Raw genomic sequence first — 14,693 nt, 5'->3', positions numbered from 1 at the left:
CTCATAAAAAAACTACTCCCCTCTAACTCGGAAGTAGTTCTCACTAAAAACAGACCCGCTCATATGAAGACCCCACTAGCCTATTAGTCAATAGTGTCTTGATTTGAAATCGGTAATTCAATTCGAAAAGTAGTCCCGGAATGATCACTTTCAACTAGCGTAAGATTCCCGTTCAATACGTTTGCTATCATCTTACTAAAAGGTAGCCCTAGTCCTAATCCGCCAACTTTATATTTTTTATTTTCCCCTCGATAAAATCGCTCAAATATAAAGGACTGTTCCTCTTCTGGAATTCCCACACCAGTATCATTCACATCGATCATTACCTTATCATGTCTTGTCTGAAGCTTCACCGTTATCGTACCTTCTTCTCCTATTGCTTGGTATGCATTATTTAGTAGGTTCATCATAATTTGCTGAATACGTATCGGATCCACATCCACCATTTGATCATCTTTTAGTAATGAAACATCCAGCTGCAGCCCTTCTTGCTTGTTCGTCTTTTCCCATAAATTTAGAGCATCCATAATCAGTTCATTAATTAAATAGGTGTCGAGTGTTACAGGTACTGCATTTGCAGCGAATTTATTAAAAGCTAACAGATCTTCGACCATTTTTTTCATCTTTTCAGATTCCCCAATGGAAAGCTGCAAGAATTCTTTTGCTTCATCTCCATCAACCACACCATCATCAATTGCCCGTAACAGTCCACTAATGGAAGTGACAGGTGTTTTCAATTCATGAGACACTCCTGCTAAAAGTTCTGTTCTCAGAGCTTCCAGATGTTCTAACTTTCCTGACATTTGTTGAAAGGAGGTTATTAACTCATGAACTTCTTCCTCTTTCGGACGGGATGAAAAATGAACATCGTAATTTCCTTCTTCTATTTGCTTTGCAGCTGCTGCTACTTCTTTTATCGGTTTGGCTAACCGGCCAGTGATAAAATAAATCGCAATCCAACCTATTACAAGAAGACTTCCTATCAAGATCATTAATTGTCCATACTCTTGATGTACTTTCAGTAGATTTGACTTTGATTCCACATAGAAGACATAACCAAATGTCTCTTCGTCTATTTCAATCGCTTTTTTTATAACATAAAATTCGGTTTGTTCATCATCATTAGAAGTGATCGTTTGAATGGTCTCTTCATTTTCCAAAATAGATGAATTGATTTCTTGGTCATCGGACTTTGGAGGTAAATTACTACTAATAATCATCCCATCAGGATCTGTTACATAGATAATCGGATTGCTTTCTATATTCATAAATTTACCTTGATCTGTTAAAAGACGATGTATCTCAAATTCAGGTGGTATCGTATCATCTGTCATATGGACTATCCGGTTAGCTGTTTCTTCTGCCATGAATTCCATCATATTCAGGCGATTATCCAATGTGGTATGACGGATCCACATTGCCGATATAATCGCAATAATTGCAAGTCCTGCTACGAGTGTAATGAGGTAGCGCGTTGTCCAATACCGTTGCAATGGTACTTTTTTATTTTTCGTGAACACGGAACTGATACCCCACCCCTCTAAGCGTTTTTATTTCTCCTTCTTCTAAAGGCCAATTTTTAAGTGATTTCCTTAAACGTTTAATCGACAAATCAACAGCCCGATCGCTTCCTTCATAATCCCATCCCCATACTTGTTCGATCAACTGATCTCTAGTAAACGTTTTGTTAGGGTGTTCGGATAAAAATAATATTAAGGCTAAATCACGTGGTGTCAATTCCATTTCTTCCTGATAAAGAAGTACACGATGTGCCTCATGATCAATCTGCAGTGCACCAAATGTTCTCAATTGCTGATTCTCGCTTTGAGATCTACGTAACACTGCATTTACTCTAGCAATAACTTCATCTCCAATAAACGGTTTTGTAATATAATCGTCTGCCCCGCCATTAAGTCCGTCTAACCGATAGTTAACGTCACTTAAGGCAGTTAACATGATAACAGGGCATTTACTTTTCTCTCTTATTTCCTTTAAAATTTGCCATCCATCTATTCCTGGGAGCATAACATCTAATAACACTAAGTCCGGATTCCACTCTTGAAAAGCAGGAAGAGCTTGATTACCTTCTATGGTAACCTTTGTGTCAAAATCCGCTTTTTGTAAATAGACATTTAGCACTTTACTGATGGCAATTTCATCCTCTACGATTAACACTCTACTCATTTTTCCATCTCTCCTAAGGCTATTTTACCATAGAAAGTCAGCCTTACATCACCTACATTATAATGATCAATCCCGCATAGTAAATTAAGGTATTATCTTACTTATTCATTCAGAAGAAGCGCCCCCCTTGTCTAGAGAAGCGCTTCTTCTTTACTAAAATGGCGACTGTATTTAGCTTCCACCTTGCCCTTGTTGTCCACGTCCACCACCAAACATACCACTAGAATGTTCCGTTTCACCTGATTCATTCAAATACATCATTGTACTCGTTAAAGAGAATTCAAGTACTTTTGTTCCACCTTCAGTGGTTACATTTTGATAAAACCCATCTACTTCATCACCAGAGAACTCCCCATTGGTATAAATCGTATAGGATTCATCCTGCTTTAGATCTGGTGAACTGATTACAATTGATTGGAAAGCTTTTTCTGGTGCAACAGCAACGACTGCCTCTCCATTACTACCTTCAACGTAAACAGTAGTTCCGGCTCCCAGCGTCTCAGGGAAAGTCATCATAAATGTTGATTGCTTAGAGCTCTCGGAAACACCTTCTGCCATTCCGCTGCTCCCAGCAGCAATCAGTGTTCCCCCTTCTATTTCAAAGGATTGATCATAATCCAATGCCCCGTTTCCACTATTCGCCGGACCATATACGAGTACAGTGCCGCCTGTCATGACAGCGGAAGTATTCGAATCCAAACCATCTCCATTTGCATCGATATAAATAGAGCCACCTTCTATAAGCAATTTCCCTTCATCCGACTCTTGTTCCTCGCCACTTTCCTCTGCATTCTCTGTTTGGCTTTCCCCAAACCTTTGCATTGCCATTTGGTCTGTTCCACCATTTACATTTATACCATCATCTTCTGCGGTAACGTGGATGTCTCCACCTGATACGGTTATCGATTTCCCTTCGATTCCTTCATAACTCTTATCAACTTGAATGGAACCATCGCTTATGGTCATCTCATTATCTGCATGAAGCGCATCATCACCGGTAGACAACGTGATTTCACCACCTGCAACTACCATGTTGTTATTACTGTGCAATGCGTCGTCATTTGTATCTATTGTAAGGCTTCCCCCAACAATATCTAGTTTGTTCTCAGCCTTAATCCCTTTTGTGCTTGTTGTCTCGTCTTCTTCTGTTTCCTCTGTTTCTTCTGTGTTATTTGGCGCTTGTTCCGTTTCTTGTGCTTGCTCAGGAGGTTGTCTGTTTTCGAATCCGTCCATCTCTCCTTGTTCTGGCGGCTCTTCTCCTTCAGCGACATCTGGTTTTCCCTGCGGCATGTTTCCTTCTGAAAACTCTTGGCCATTAGGCATTGTTCCTTGCCCCTGACCACCAAATCCTCCTCCAAACTCGGTAGTAGCCTCTATCGTTTCTGGGCTGCCTCCTCCGGCAGTAATAGTATATTCACCATCCACAATGGTTACAGTATTTTCCGATTGTATACCATCGCTTCCAGCATCAATGGTTAAGGAGCCACTTTCCAGTACTATATTGGCTTTATTTTCATCTGTATCATTAGAACTTTTCACTCCATCCCCACCAGCATCAATCGTAATGAATGCATCATTCATTGCAAACAAATCACGCCCTACGATACCATCATCCTCTGCTGTAACCTCGATGGTAGCTTCTATTATTTTCAAGTCGTCTTTCCCTGTAATACCATCCTTATAATTACCATTCACAATTAAAGTTCCTGTCCCATTAATTGTTAAGTCATCCTTACTGTATATAGCCGCTTTTGGTTCATCTGCCTCTTCTTCATATACATATTCGGTTGGATCTGTAATCGTGTTGCTCGTCCCTTCCTCAGCAGTAATCACCGCTTTATCAGCCTGTTTGACAAAGATCGGAGCAGTTGATGTAGATTCTAATGAAACACCGTTAAGTACTAAACGAACGGTCCCTTCATCTTCAGCATCCACGATAACTTGGCTGTCTCTCGAACTTCCTTCTAAAACATAGGTTCCAGAGGTGTGAATTTCTACCGTATTGTCATTAATTACGACACTATTATTATCTTCTATATCAATGGATTGGTCATTAAAAGTTATAGTTGTGGCATCCTGCTCATTCCATTCGGTATACGTATCCTCTTTATCATAACTAACTAGTGATTGCGCCGACTCTACTATTGCTACACTTTCATTCGATTTGCTACAGCCTGTAATCATAATAGCCATTCCTATAAGAAAAGGAAGGATAACCCTTCCTTTAATTAATCCTCTTCTCATGAGATCCCTCCTCTATTACGCAGTGAAATTTCCATCATAGCTCAGCATCACTGCTGAACGGACACCATCAATTTTGGAAATAGTCGATGTTATCTGTGCATCGTTTTCTTTTACACGTATTTCATAGGTTATTTCTACTTCATCACCTTGCATGATTGATTTTGATTTCAGCACATATTTCTTCACTTTACTACTAATAATCTGCTCTACTTTCTCGCCAATATTATCTTTATCGAACTTCACAACTAATAAGTATGGATTTTCGACTCTAATCTTATTTGAGAATAATAAAATTACTAATCCTATGGATACCGTGCCTATTGCTGCTAATAAAATAAAACCTGCTCCACTTAGGATCCCGGCAATAACGGACCAGAATAAAAACACTAAATCCATTGGATCTTTGATTGGTGTTCGGAAACGCACAATGGATAAGGCACCAACCATACCGAGTGATAACAGGACATTTTGACTTATCCCCATAATCACAAGTGCTGTCGCCATCGTCATTATCACGAGCGATATATTAAAGGTGTGTGAATATATTACTCCTTTAAATGTTTTCTTGTAGATTGCGTAAATAAATAAACCGATTATGAACGCCATACCTAACCCTAATAATGAATCGATAATAGAGAAAGATGCGGTATTCTCTATAAAACTAGATTTAAAAATATCTGAAAAATTGGTTGAAGCTACTGTAAATAACATTTTTTTCTCTCCTCTTCTTAGCCATACATTCTGCTTAATTGGTATTTTGAATATGCTTCTTGTCTTGTATCTGATAACTGAAGCAAGTGTTTAATTACATCTGGTAAATAGTTATCATACTTCACTTCGAGAATGACGATATCTGCTTCTAATACATCCACCATCGGTAAATTACTAGCGAACATGTTGGTGTTTTGCATGCTTGTCTGTATTTTCAAATCGAATGTGACCCGGACATTCCCATATGGGTATACATATGGCTCACGGATATAATCAACAACTGTCCTAGGCTTTAATTGATAGTATTGCATTTCAAAAAACAAATCTCTTATTAATGAGCGATCGTCTTCTTCCATCCAGGAAATTTCTGACTTTCTAATTTTCTCGAATTCACGCTTTGTAATCTGGCATTTTGATTTAAAGGTAAGATTATTCCTTTTACTTTTTCTTTCCAGATTAATGACCTCTTCACACTTGCCATATATCCTCACGCGATATTTATCCCGATTTAAATAACCTTCCTTTTTTTCCTGCAGAACTTTATTGTCAAAGTTATCAAAGTAAGTAGAGCGAATCATATACTTTCCATTTGACCCGGCATGTGGATCGCTCCTCATAAAGTGAGCCAATTTTTTTCTTAACACCTGGTATTCTGCAAGCGAAATAGCATGTTTTAACTCCTGTCTTCCTACTAACATCTTCCTGACTCCTTCCTGGTACATTTGCAATGTTAAATCAGTTATATGTCAGCAAGATGTCAAGTAAATTTTTTATTAAATGAACGATGGGTGAATAAGCAAACAAACCATAATTATAGTTCTGATAAGTCGAAACTATTTTGTTCATTGTTTATTAAATCTATGTTCTCTATAAAAATTCTGTCGTATCTTTGAACAAATTGATAACTTTGCATCTACTTTTTTACTTAATTTAGTAGTATTTTAATCTCTTTTTTCTAATTTGAGGAAATGTTTTGAAAAACATAGATTTCTAGTTTCCAATATGTTACAAACAATGTATACCCATACTTAGCAAATAGGAGGTGGATATTGTTATAGCAATTACATCATGAATCGCTAAATAAAATAATTAATTAGAGAGGATTGATCGTATGAGTGGTAAAAACGGTAAAAATATTTTTTCTATCTTTATAGCGTTCATCACCTTCTTCATTATTACACCCACTGTGTTTGCTGGTGAGGCAGAGATAGTAGAAGAAAAAGCACAATTTCAAATACAAAATGAAATAAAGGAATATTGGACCAAGGAACAAATGGAAAATGCTATTCCCATGGATAATATCCATACTAATAAAAATTCTAATTCTTTAAATACTAATGATAAATCAGCTGATTTAAAGCCCTCCGACACAGAACCTGCAGCACCATCATTAAACATAACTCCAAATGCTGTGGTTCCAAAAACAACAGGAAAACTATTCTTCACAAACCCAAATGATGGAAGAAATTACGTATGTTCAGCTTCTGCAGTTAACAATCCTAATAAAAACCTTGTAACTACTGCTGGCCATTGTATGCACGAAGGCAACGGTGGAGATTTTTATACTAATATAATTTTTGTTCCAGCATATTATGAAGGTAATGCACCATACGGAAGATGGAATGTTAACTGGAAAGTAACATTCCAAGGTTGGACGGAAAATGGGAATTATGATTACGACCAAGCATTTCTAACTGTTTTCCCTGAAAATGGTCGAGATCTAGTGAATGTGGTGGGGGGAAATGGATTAAGCTTTAATTATAGTCAAAACCAAACGGATGTTAGAGTAACCGGTTATCCAGCAGCAGATCCTTATCCTGGAGACATCCCATATTCTTGTTATGGAGATACAACAAAAAGATTCTTAAGCAACGACGCCCAAATCTCCTGTGGTTTTACTGGGGGAGCAAGTGGTGGAGCTTGGTTTAGAACCATGTCAAGCGACCATCTAGGACAAATCTTCGCGGTAACTTCACGAAGGTCCGAGCCTCGGGGCACATTGTATGCACGACCTTTCACTTCTGATTATCGAGATCTATTCGATAGTATGGAGGACAGATAAGATTTACTTATGGAGAGGATTTTAAAAATGGAAATTCTAAATAAAAGAATCAATCTTGCTTTGGCTAGTTTTCTTCTCTTAACCGTACTAGTTGGTTGTGGGAGTAATGATGTAGAGTTACCAGCTGAAGATAATTCATCAGATCATAAAGGCAACTCAACTAATGAAGACGAGAGCACACCTAAGAGCGAAGAAGATAACCCGCCTGAAAAAGAGAGTGAATTACCTAAAGATCCAATTCCAAAAGATGAAGTTGATCAAAAAGGCACTACTAATAACTCTTCTGGTGATTCTTATGAAGAAAAAGACTCTCCAGTTGATGAAGAAAGCGATAATTAATAGAGTAGTAAAGTGGCTGGGACATAACGTCCCAGCCTTTTTAAAACACGAACAATAATAAACTAACTGCTTAATTACCGCTCTGGAAAATACTCCGCTTTCCGTGGGCACGGCCTTAGTCTCCTCAGAAGCAAAAATCGCTTCTTGCGGGGCTTTCGGACTCGTGCTGTTCCCACTGGAGTCTCCGCATTTTTCCTTCGCTAAAGTGTGATTCAGATATCGAAATATTAGGGGCTATCCGGATGTATTCGAACTTTTTCTGCAATACTCCGTTTGAACATCAGGTTTTTTCTTGTTTAATTTTCTTATGTCCCAGCCTCTTTGTTTTTCTACCTTTAAATTACTAACTTCAAAATATTCTAAAAGAATAGGTTTACATCCATACAAGCTCGATTATATTGCTTTAAAATGGACGGATTCTAGCCATTGTTGGGTTATTTCAACCCCACTAATCTAACTAGTAAGTTTGGTATTAAAATAAAAAAATACTCCTTATTAGTTAATTTAACTTATGAGAAGTATTCTTGTATTTCTACATAGTCACCGTTACGATTATCCCATTCATATTATCTCCCGTAATCATATACTCATGATCCACGGGTAACTCAATCTGCTGATTTTCTCCATATGGATAATATGTAATAAAGTACTCTTTCCCTTCAAAACTAGCATAAAGTTCTTTTTGATCTTTTACATAATCGAGATATTCTTCAAGTACGAAATCATGCTCGTACATTAAAGCACTATGAGGAAGCCCGACGTATCGGATGTGCCAGGGCTCATATTCGATGCCGGTAATGTTGGTTTTGTTCTCAGGATAACGTAAAATAAATCCGTGTTTCCATGCATTGTCTTCTATCCACTTTCCCTCAGAAGCATTCGCCATTAGCCCTTCGGTGGAACCCACATCCATGGCCAGCCCAGAATTATGTTCACTGTATCCACCGGGAAGTGCATAATCTTCTCCCATTTCTTTAAAAAGAAGGGTTTGTGCTTCAATCCCTCGGTAGCCACTGGTAATTGTAAAGCTGTCCACACCGTCATGTTGACCATCTTCTACCATATCCATAAATTTTTGGCTGATGGATTGAGACAGTTGGATCTCCTGATCGAGCAGCTGCACACCCTTAAAGTCTTCTGGATGGAAGGTTTGAATATCGTTTTTCACACCTTCCTTTTCCACCGGGTAATTCTCATTGATTAGGACAAGGTTACCTTTATGGATGTCGTCCTCTTGAATTGTTTTTACATCTGTATCTCCCGGAAAACCGCTTTTATCTTCTTCTATGACTATTTCGTTACTCATGAATGTAATCATAAATGCAGTGACTATACCCACTACTAATAGTATAATCAAACCTACCTTTTTCATTGGAATTCCTCCTTATCTTTCCTTCAATAAAAGAATAGGAGAAACTGTTTAAAAAAACTGTGGGTTAAAAATAAAGTTTTTCTTAAGTTTTTAATCGTTTTTAAAAGGCAGGCGGACTTCGAATTGCGTGCGGATTACACTACTGTTAACAGAAATCGTACCATTGTGCTGTTCCACAATATTTTTAGCGATGAATAGGCCTAAGCCTGTGCTGTTTTCTTTATGGGTTCGTGAGGGATCACCTTTATAAAACATTTCAAAAAGGTAAGGAATCTCCGTTTCAGGGATATGGTTCCCATAATTGATGATTTGGATGACGACATCACTTTCTTCTTGAAAGCCTTTTATATCTACATAGAGACCATCGGCTCCATAGCGATTGGCATTAATGAGAAGGTTCTCAAACACTCTAGCCAATTGCTCACCGTCCCCTTTAATAAACAGATCGGGCTTCACGTCCAAGCGGACTTCCAATTGTTTTTTTTCAAAAATAGGATACATTTCTTCGTTTATTTGAAGCAAGAGTTCGCTCATATTAATGGCTTTCTTATTAAGTGGCAACATACCGTAATTCATTCGGGTGGTTTCAAACAACTCATCAATTAGTCGCTCCAGCCGCTGTGCCTTCGTATTGGAGATCCTTAAATAATGGTCTCTCTGCTCTGCTGTTAGCTGGGGATCCTTCAAAATTAAATCCAGGTACCCAAGTACAGAAGTAAGCGGTGTGCGTAAATCATGCGCTAAATTGACGATTAGCTGATCCTTACTACTTTCAGAAAAGTCACCCCGTTCTATAGCCTCTTCTAATTTTTGTCCGGCCATATTAATGTCCTTGGCGATTTCTTTGAATTCATCATTTGAAGAAATATCAATCCGGTGATTGAAGTCCCCGCGTGCAAGTTGGCGAATACCGGAGGAGATTTCCTTAAAATAAACAGAATAAGGCTTGGTCAGGATAAAGAAAAAGAGTACAGCTAGGGGAATAAAGAAAATCAAGAAAAAGTTAATGTCCCCAATCCGATTGATCCAAAACCTTAGGTCCATAAGCGGATCTTCGTAATCGACAAAATTGTAGTAGTACCACCGTAGTGATAAAAAAATGAGGTAGGTAATAATGCCAGCAAACAGCATGCTTAGCCCAAACAGGAAAATCATTTTTGAACGAAAACTGTAAATAAATTTAACCATTGAATGAATACCCCACTCCCCAAACGGTTTTGATCCATTTATAGTTGTTCCTCTCTTCAGAAAGCTTCTTCCTTAGTGTGCGGATATGTACCATGACTGTATTTGTTCCTTCAAAGTAATCCTGTGCCCACACATGCTTGAAAATATTTTCAACGCTAAACACTTTGTTTGGGTGGCTTGCTAGCAAATAAAGAATCTCAAATTCCTTCGGGGTTAAATCAATGTCTTGATCGAATAAGCAAACTCTTCGTTGATCAGGAAGAATAATAAGTCCGCCAAAATCTAGCTTTTCTGATTCATTATTTGGCTGGTTAAGCTTCTTGTAGCGTCGCAGTTGCGCGTTGACACGAGCTGCTAATTCAATAGGATTAAAGGGCTTGGTCATGTAATCATCTGCACCAATCACAAGTCCTTGCACCTTATCAAAGTCTGAGGTTTTTGCGCTTAAAAATATAATCGGCATATTATGTTTCTCACGAATGGAGCGTGTAACTTCATACCCGTCCATTTTCGGCATCATGATATCTAGAATCACAAGATCTATGGAATAGGAATCGATAGCGTCAAGCGCCTCTTGCCCATCTAAAGCTTTTAAGACACGATAGTTTTCTTTCTCCAGATGGATCGCAATTAAATCGGCAATTTCTATTTCATCGTCTGCGATAAGAATGGTCGCCTTCTCCATTTCGATGCCTCCCTGCATTTAACTTATTTATTATCACGTATAAACTATAGCATATATTTAAAAACTCCCTAAGAAGAAGTCAAAGCTTTTTAATTAATCAAGCTGTTTCGGAAAAACTTCTAAACGGACTACTTTTTCTTTTAGAGATGTCGTAACCCATTTCCTGAATCTCTGTGATAGAAATAACAAGTATCCTGCCTATTTTAAAGTTTTTTTGTAATATATTTCAAAATATATATGTGGTACAATTTAACTATAAGTTGTTCACTAATGAGTCAATAGTCTAATTTTAGTAAAATGGACAGGAAACTTCTGAGATACAATTTTTAAAGGAGAGTGTTTTAAGTTAAAAAATTGTCTAAATGCAATTTGTCTTGTACAACTTATAAATTGTAACTGTAAAACTAAATATAAAAGGAGAAAAGAATGGATACTTTATTTTTTATTTTATTTTTTATATCTATTTTAGCACTACTTATAGGACTAATTAAACCTAATATTGTTTTAAAGTGGATGCCTGTAGCCAAAAGAAACAGGAAACATGTGACTATGTACTTTGGTATCGCAACAATAGTGTTTCTCATTTTATTCGGAGTAACAACCCCGCCCACAAGTGATATCGCTGATAATAACAGTCAAACAGAGCAGGTGAAAGCCGAAGAGGCAGAGGCCGAGAAGCAAGAGGAGGAAGAAAAGGTTAAAGCAGAAGCTGAAAAGCAAGAGGAGGAAGAAAAGGCTAAAGCAGAAGCTGAAAAGCAAGAGGAAGAAGAAAAGGCTAAAGCAGAAGCTGAAAAGCAAGAGGAAGAAGAAAAGGCTAAAGCAGAGGCTGAAAAGCAAGAGGAAGAAGAAAGGGCTAAAGCAGAGGCTGAAAAGCAAGAGGAAGAAGAAAAGGCTAAAGCAGAAGCCGAAAAGCAAGAAAATAAAGAAACGATGTCACAGCAACAGGCTGTAAAAATGGCGGAAGATTACGTAGCATATACGGCATTTGCAAAAAGTGGCTTAATAGAACAGTTAGAATATGAAGGCTTTAATAATAAGGATGCTACTTATGCAGTAGAAAAAATTAATGTAAATTGGAAAGAACAAGCAGTAAAAATGGCGGAAGACTACTTGGATTATACTGCATTCTCAAAAAGTGGGTTAATAGAACAGCTAGAGTATGAAGGTTTCAGTAATGAAATTGCTACCTATGCAGCGAATGAAGTAGGTCTATAAACAAATCGCTTCATTAGATTTCCCAATAGAATTTGCCTCCAATTCAAAATGCATTTATGGAGTTCGGTTAAGAATTATTATTATCAACTCAAAACCCCTTTTGGTAATCATAACCATAAAGGGGTTTTCTTCTCAAATTTTATTCACTTTTACTGGCCAGTTCCTTCTCAGGTAAAGTTTATCGCACTATGATGAATTATATTTTACCTTCTTTAACACAATTCTCTACTAACCTCATGAACTTCGCATCTCTTTTCGGAATGCGTATGAAAAGAGCAAGGAAATAAAAATGGCTCCTCCGATGATATTGCCAATACTTGCGGGGATTAGGTTTTGTAAGACATATTCCTGCCATACATACTTATCAGATGTAAAGAGGCCTAAACTGAAATACCCCATATTTGCTGCGCTATGCTGAAAATTCCCAGCCACAAAAAGTATGACAGGTAAAGCTGTGCCCAAAATTTTACCGACCATATCCCTAGCCGCTGTGGTTAGAAAGGCAGCCATTCCTATAAGCCAATTTGCGAGAATACCAGACACAACTACTTGAAACCAGCCAATCCATCCATTCTCAGCAAATTTCATTTTATGAGATAGAAGGGTTTCTATCTCTTTCGTGAATTCAGGTGTCATGGAGTTTGAACTGATTACTAATAAAGCCACAAACAACGCACCAACAATGTTTCCGATATAGGCTACGACCCAGAATTTGACGTATTTATTTTTCTTCCAATAAGACTTTTGTAAATAAGATGTTGGCAAAAGTACATTTACTTCAGTAAACAAAACAGAACCTGATACAAATACCATTAGATACCCTGCTGTAAATCCAAGTCCCTGCAAAAGATAGGTAAGCCCTTTAGCATCAATACCGATAGCAAGCAACACTGAAAAAAGAGCTCCAAAGGTCATAAACGAACCAGCCTTTAAAGAAAGAATGAACTGGGAAGGCATATTTGTATCAAGGTGCTCTTTCCCTTTTTCGCTAAACGTCTCCATTACCTGAGACGGGAATAAATATTGCCTTTCTGGTTTCTCTTGCACCCTACTGGACTGGTTTGACGATTTATGATCACTATTATCACCCATACTATTCCTACTCCCCCTATTTGTTTTATTTCTATGTTGCGATTGGGTTAATTTTTTCAACCATTCCTTTACTAGATACCCTAATGGCGATATGTTCATACCACTTTTCACACCATGGCCCATGTCATTCGCCACCTCTTATAATAACAATCTTCTAATATCCCCTTGACATTTTGATCCGACAACTGTAGTATATTGACTAATCAAAAAATTTCATATGATTTTTCTTATCCAGAGAGGTGGAGGGACTGGCCCATTGAAACCTCAGCAACAGACATTTGTACTGTGCTAATTCCAGAAGCGTTAAGCTTGGAGATAAGAAGAGAAAATTTTTACGTATCCAACCCTCTTCTTATTTGTTAAGAAGGGGGTTTTTTGTTGGTTACATAAAATAGATACGTTTATTACTAGTTTAGTTGAATTGCGTTTATAAAAAATAAAACGAAAGTAGGGATTTAACATGTCAATTACCTTAACGAAAGCACCTTTTAAAGCGGATCAAGTAGGAAGTTTATTACGACCGGAAAGCATTCATCAAGCAAGAAAGGAATTTAAAGAAGGAATAATTTCTGCTACACAATTGCGTGAGATCGAAACAAAGGAAATTAAGCGTATTGTTGATAAGCAGATTGAAATTGGCTTGAATGCGGTGACGGATGGCGAGTTTAGACGTAGATTCTGGCACACTGATTTCTTAGAGCATCTAAACGGGATAGAAGGATATGTTCCAGACGTAGGCTATGTTTTTAATGGAAATGAGGAGACTGAAAGATATAATGTCCGAAATATAGGGAAGGTTTCCTTTAATCCCGATCACCCTTTCATTAAAGATTTCATTGAATTCAATGATATCGTTGCTGGGCGTGCAGTTGCCAAACAAACAATCCCTAGCCCTAATCAACTCTTCAATCAAGGAATAATTAATGAAGAAATTTACCCTGACATTGATGAATATGCCAATGATGTTATTCAAACATACCGTGATGCATTACACGCTTTTTATGAAGCTGGGGTTCGCTATCTACAATTCGATGATGTTTATATTGCTGGTCTTTCTTCACCAGATATTCCGTTTAACGAAGGGAAATATTCAAGGGAAAAACTAATAAACCTGGCATTACGCGTTGTTAATGAGGTACTGGAAGGAAAACCAGACGATTTAGTTGTGACGACACACTTATGTCGTGGAAACTATCGATCCAATTGGGCATTTGAAGGGAGTTATGACTTAATCGCATCCACTTTGTTTGCCAAAGAGAAAGTAGATGGATTCTTCTTGGAATATGATGATGAGCGTTCTGGTGATTTCAAACCGCTAAAACATATCCCTGCTGGCGGAGCTCAGGTTATTCTTGGTGTAATCACATCAAAAAATGGGGAGCTAGAGGACAAAGAATCTATTAAAGCACGAATTAAAGAGGCATCTCAATATGTTCCGCTAGATCAACTATGCTTGAGCACACAATGTGGATTTGCATCAACCCACCACGGAAATAAATTAACGGAAGAAGATCAGTGGAATAAATTAAAATTTATAGTTGAGATTGGGAAAGAGATTTGGGGATAAAAACTTCAAGAAGAGGAATGTAACAATTCCTCTT

13 protein-coding genes and 1 riboswitch are annotated in these 14,693 nt (G+C 37.7%); of the genes, 4 read left to right on the top strand and 9 right to left on the bottom strand.

Features of this window, described 5'->3' with window-relative positions; genetic code table 11:
* Positions 1 to 83: 83 nt before the first annotated feature.
* The 5 genes from ACTWPF_RS15340 to ACTWPF_RS15320 all read right to left on the bottom strand — a co-directional run bounded on the left by ACTWPF_RS15340 (position 84) and on the right by ACTWPF_RS15320 (position 5,837).
* A complete protein-coding gene (locus tag ACTWPF_RS15340; RefSeq protein WP_443149681.1) occupies positions 84 to 1,520 on the bottom strand; it encodes an ATP-binding protein in 1,437 nt (478 codons plus the stop codon).
* Positions 1,504 to 2,184 (bottom strand): response regulator transcription factor, encoded by a 681-nt coding sequence (locus ACTWPF_RS15335; RefSeq protein ID WP_443149680.1) that lies wholly within the window; start codon positions 2,182 to 2,184, stop codon positions 1,504 to 1,506. Before ACTWPF_RS15335 ends, ACTWPF_RS15340 begins: the two co-directional genes overlap by 17 nt.
* A 171-nt stretch (positions 2,185 to 2,355) precedes the next feature.
* Positions 2,356 to 4,428: a carbohydrate-binding domain-containing protein gene (locus ACTWPF_RS15330; protein WP_443149679.1), complete on the bottom strand. Its 2,073-nt coding sequence runs from the start codon at positions 4,426 to 4,428 to the stop codon at positions 2,356 to 2,358.
* A gap of 15 nt (positions 4,429 to 4,443) precedes the next feature.
* A complete protein-coding gene (locus tag ACTWPF_RS15325; protein WP_443149678.1) occupies positions 4,444 to 5,139 on the bottom strand; it encodes a DUF4956 domain-containing protein in 696 nt (231 codons plus the stop codon).
* A 17-nt stretch (positions 5,140 to 5,156) separates the two neighbouring features.
* Positions 5,157 to 5,837 carry a polyphosphate polymerase domain-containing protein gene (locus ACTWPF_RS15320; RefSeq protein ID WP_443149677.1) on the bottom strand — a complete coding sequence of 227 codons (681 nt, stop codon included), beginning with the start codon at positions 5,835 to 5,837 and terminating at the stop codon, positions 5,157 to 5,159.
* A 413-nt stretch (positions 5,838 to 6,250) separates the two neighbouring features.
* On the opposite strand from ACTWPF_RS15320, the gene ACTWPF_RS15315 reads away from it, so the two are divergent.
* Entirely contained in the window at positions 6,251 to 7,201 is a 951-nt protein-coding gene (locus tag ACTWPF_RS15315; protein WP_443149676.1) for a trypsin-like serine peptidase, read from the top strand.
* Between the two features lie 27 nt (positions 7,202 to 7,228).
* A complete protein-coding gene (locus ACTWPF_RS15310; RefSeq protein ID WP_443149675.1) occupies positions 7,229 to 7,540 on the top strand; it encodes a hypothetical protein in 312 nt (103 codons plus the stop codon).
* A 532-nt stretch (positions 7,541 to 8,072) separates the two neighbouring features.
* On the opposite strand, the gene ACTWPF_RS15305 is transcribed toward ACTWPF_RS15310, so the two are convergent.
* The 3 genes from ACTWPF_RS15305 to ACTWPF_RS15295 all read right to left on the bottom strand — a co-directional run bounded on the left by ACTWPF_RS15305 (position 8,073) and on the right by ACTWPF_RS15295 (position 10,785).
* Positions 8,073 to 8,912 carry a M15 family metallopeptidase gene (locus ACTWPF_RS15305; RefSeq protein ID WP_443149674.1) on the bottom strand — a complete coding sequence of 280 codons (840 nt, stop codon included), beginning with the start codon at positions 8,910 to 8,912 and terminating at the stop codon, positions 8,073 to 8,075.
* A 90-nt stretch (positions 8,913 to 9,002) separates the two neighbouring features.
* Positions 9,003 to 10,100, bottom strand: coding sequence for a sensor histidine kinase (locus ACTWPF_RS15300; RefSeq protein ID WP_443149673.1), 1,098 nt, complete (start codon positions 10,098 to 10,100; stop codon positions 9,003 to 9,005).
* The gene (locus ACTWPF_RS15295; protein WP_058951161.1) at positions 10,093 to 10,785 is read right to left on the bottom strand and encodes a response regulator transcription factor; all 693 of its coding nucleotides are present in this window, start codon (positions 10,783 to 10,785) and stop codon (positions 10,093 to 10,095) included. The genes ACTWPF_RS15300 and ACTWPF_RS15295 overlap by 8 nt, the downstream gene beginning before the upstream one ends.
* Positions 10,786 to 11,211: 426 nt before the next feature.
* On the opposite strand from ACTWPF_RS15295, the gene ACTWPF_RS15290 reads away from it, so the two are divergent.
* A complete protein-coding gene (locus ACTWPF_RS15290; RefSeq protein ID WP_443149672.1) occupies positions 11,212 to 12,000 on the top strand; it encodes an Ltp family lipoprotein in 789 nt (262 codons plus the stop codon).
* A gap of 234 nt (positions 12,001 to 12,234) precedes the next feature.
* On the opposite strand, the gene ACTWPF_RS15285 is transcribed toward ACTWPF_RS15290, so the two are convergent.
* Positions 12,235 to 13,092 (bottom strand): formate/nitrite transporter family protein, encoded by an 858-nt coding sequence (locus ACTWPF_RS15285; protein ID WP_443149671.1) that lies wholly within the window; start codon positions 13,090 to 13,092, stop codon positions 12,235 to 12,237.
* A gap of 224 nt (positions 13,093 to 13,316) precedes the next feature.
* A riboswitch (SAM riboswitch) is annotated at positions 13,317 to 13,414 on the top strand.
* A 138-nt stretch (positions 13,415 to 13,552) separates the two neighbouring features.
* Between ACTWPF_RS15285 and ACTWPF_RS15280 the strand changes: the two genes are divergently transcribed.
* Positions 13,553 to 14,659, top strand: coding sequence for a 5-methyltetrahydropteroyltriglutamate--homocysteine S-methyltransferase (locus tag ACTWPF_RS15280; protein ID WP_443149670.1), 1,107 nt, complete (start codon positions 13,553 to 13,555; stop codon positions 14,657 to 14,659).
* Positions 14,660 to 14,693: the final 34 nt, after the last annotated feature.

The organism is Oceanobacillus sp. M65 (genome assembly GCF_052246275.1).
In the GTDB taxonomy this organism is placed as follows: Bacteria; Bacillota; Bacilli; order Bacillales; family Amphibacillaceae; genus Oceanobacillus_B; species Oceanobacillus_B jordanicus.
Note: the sequence above shows the minus strand (reverse complement) of the source record. Positions and strands in the feature narration are given on the sequence as shown.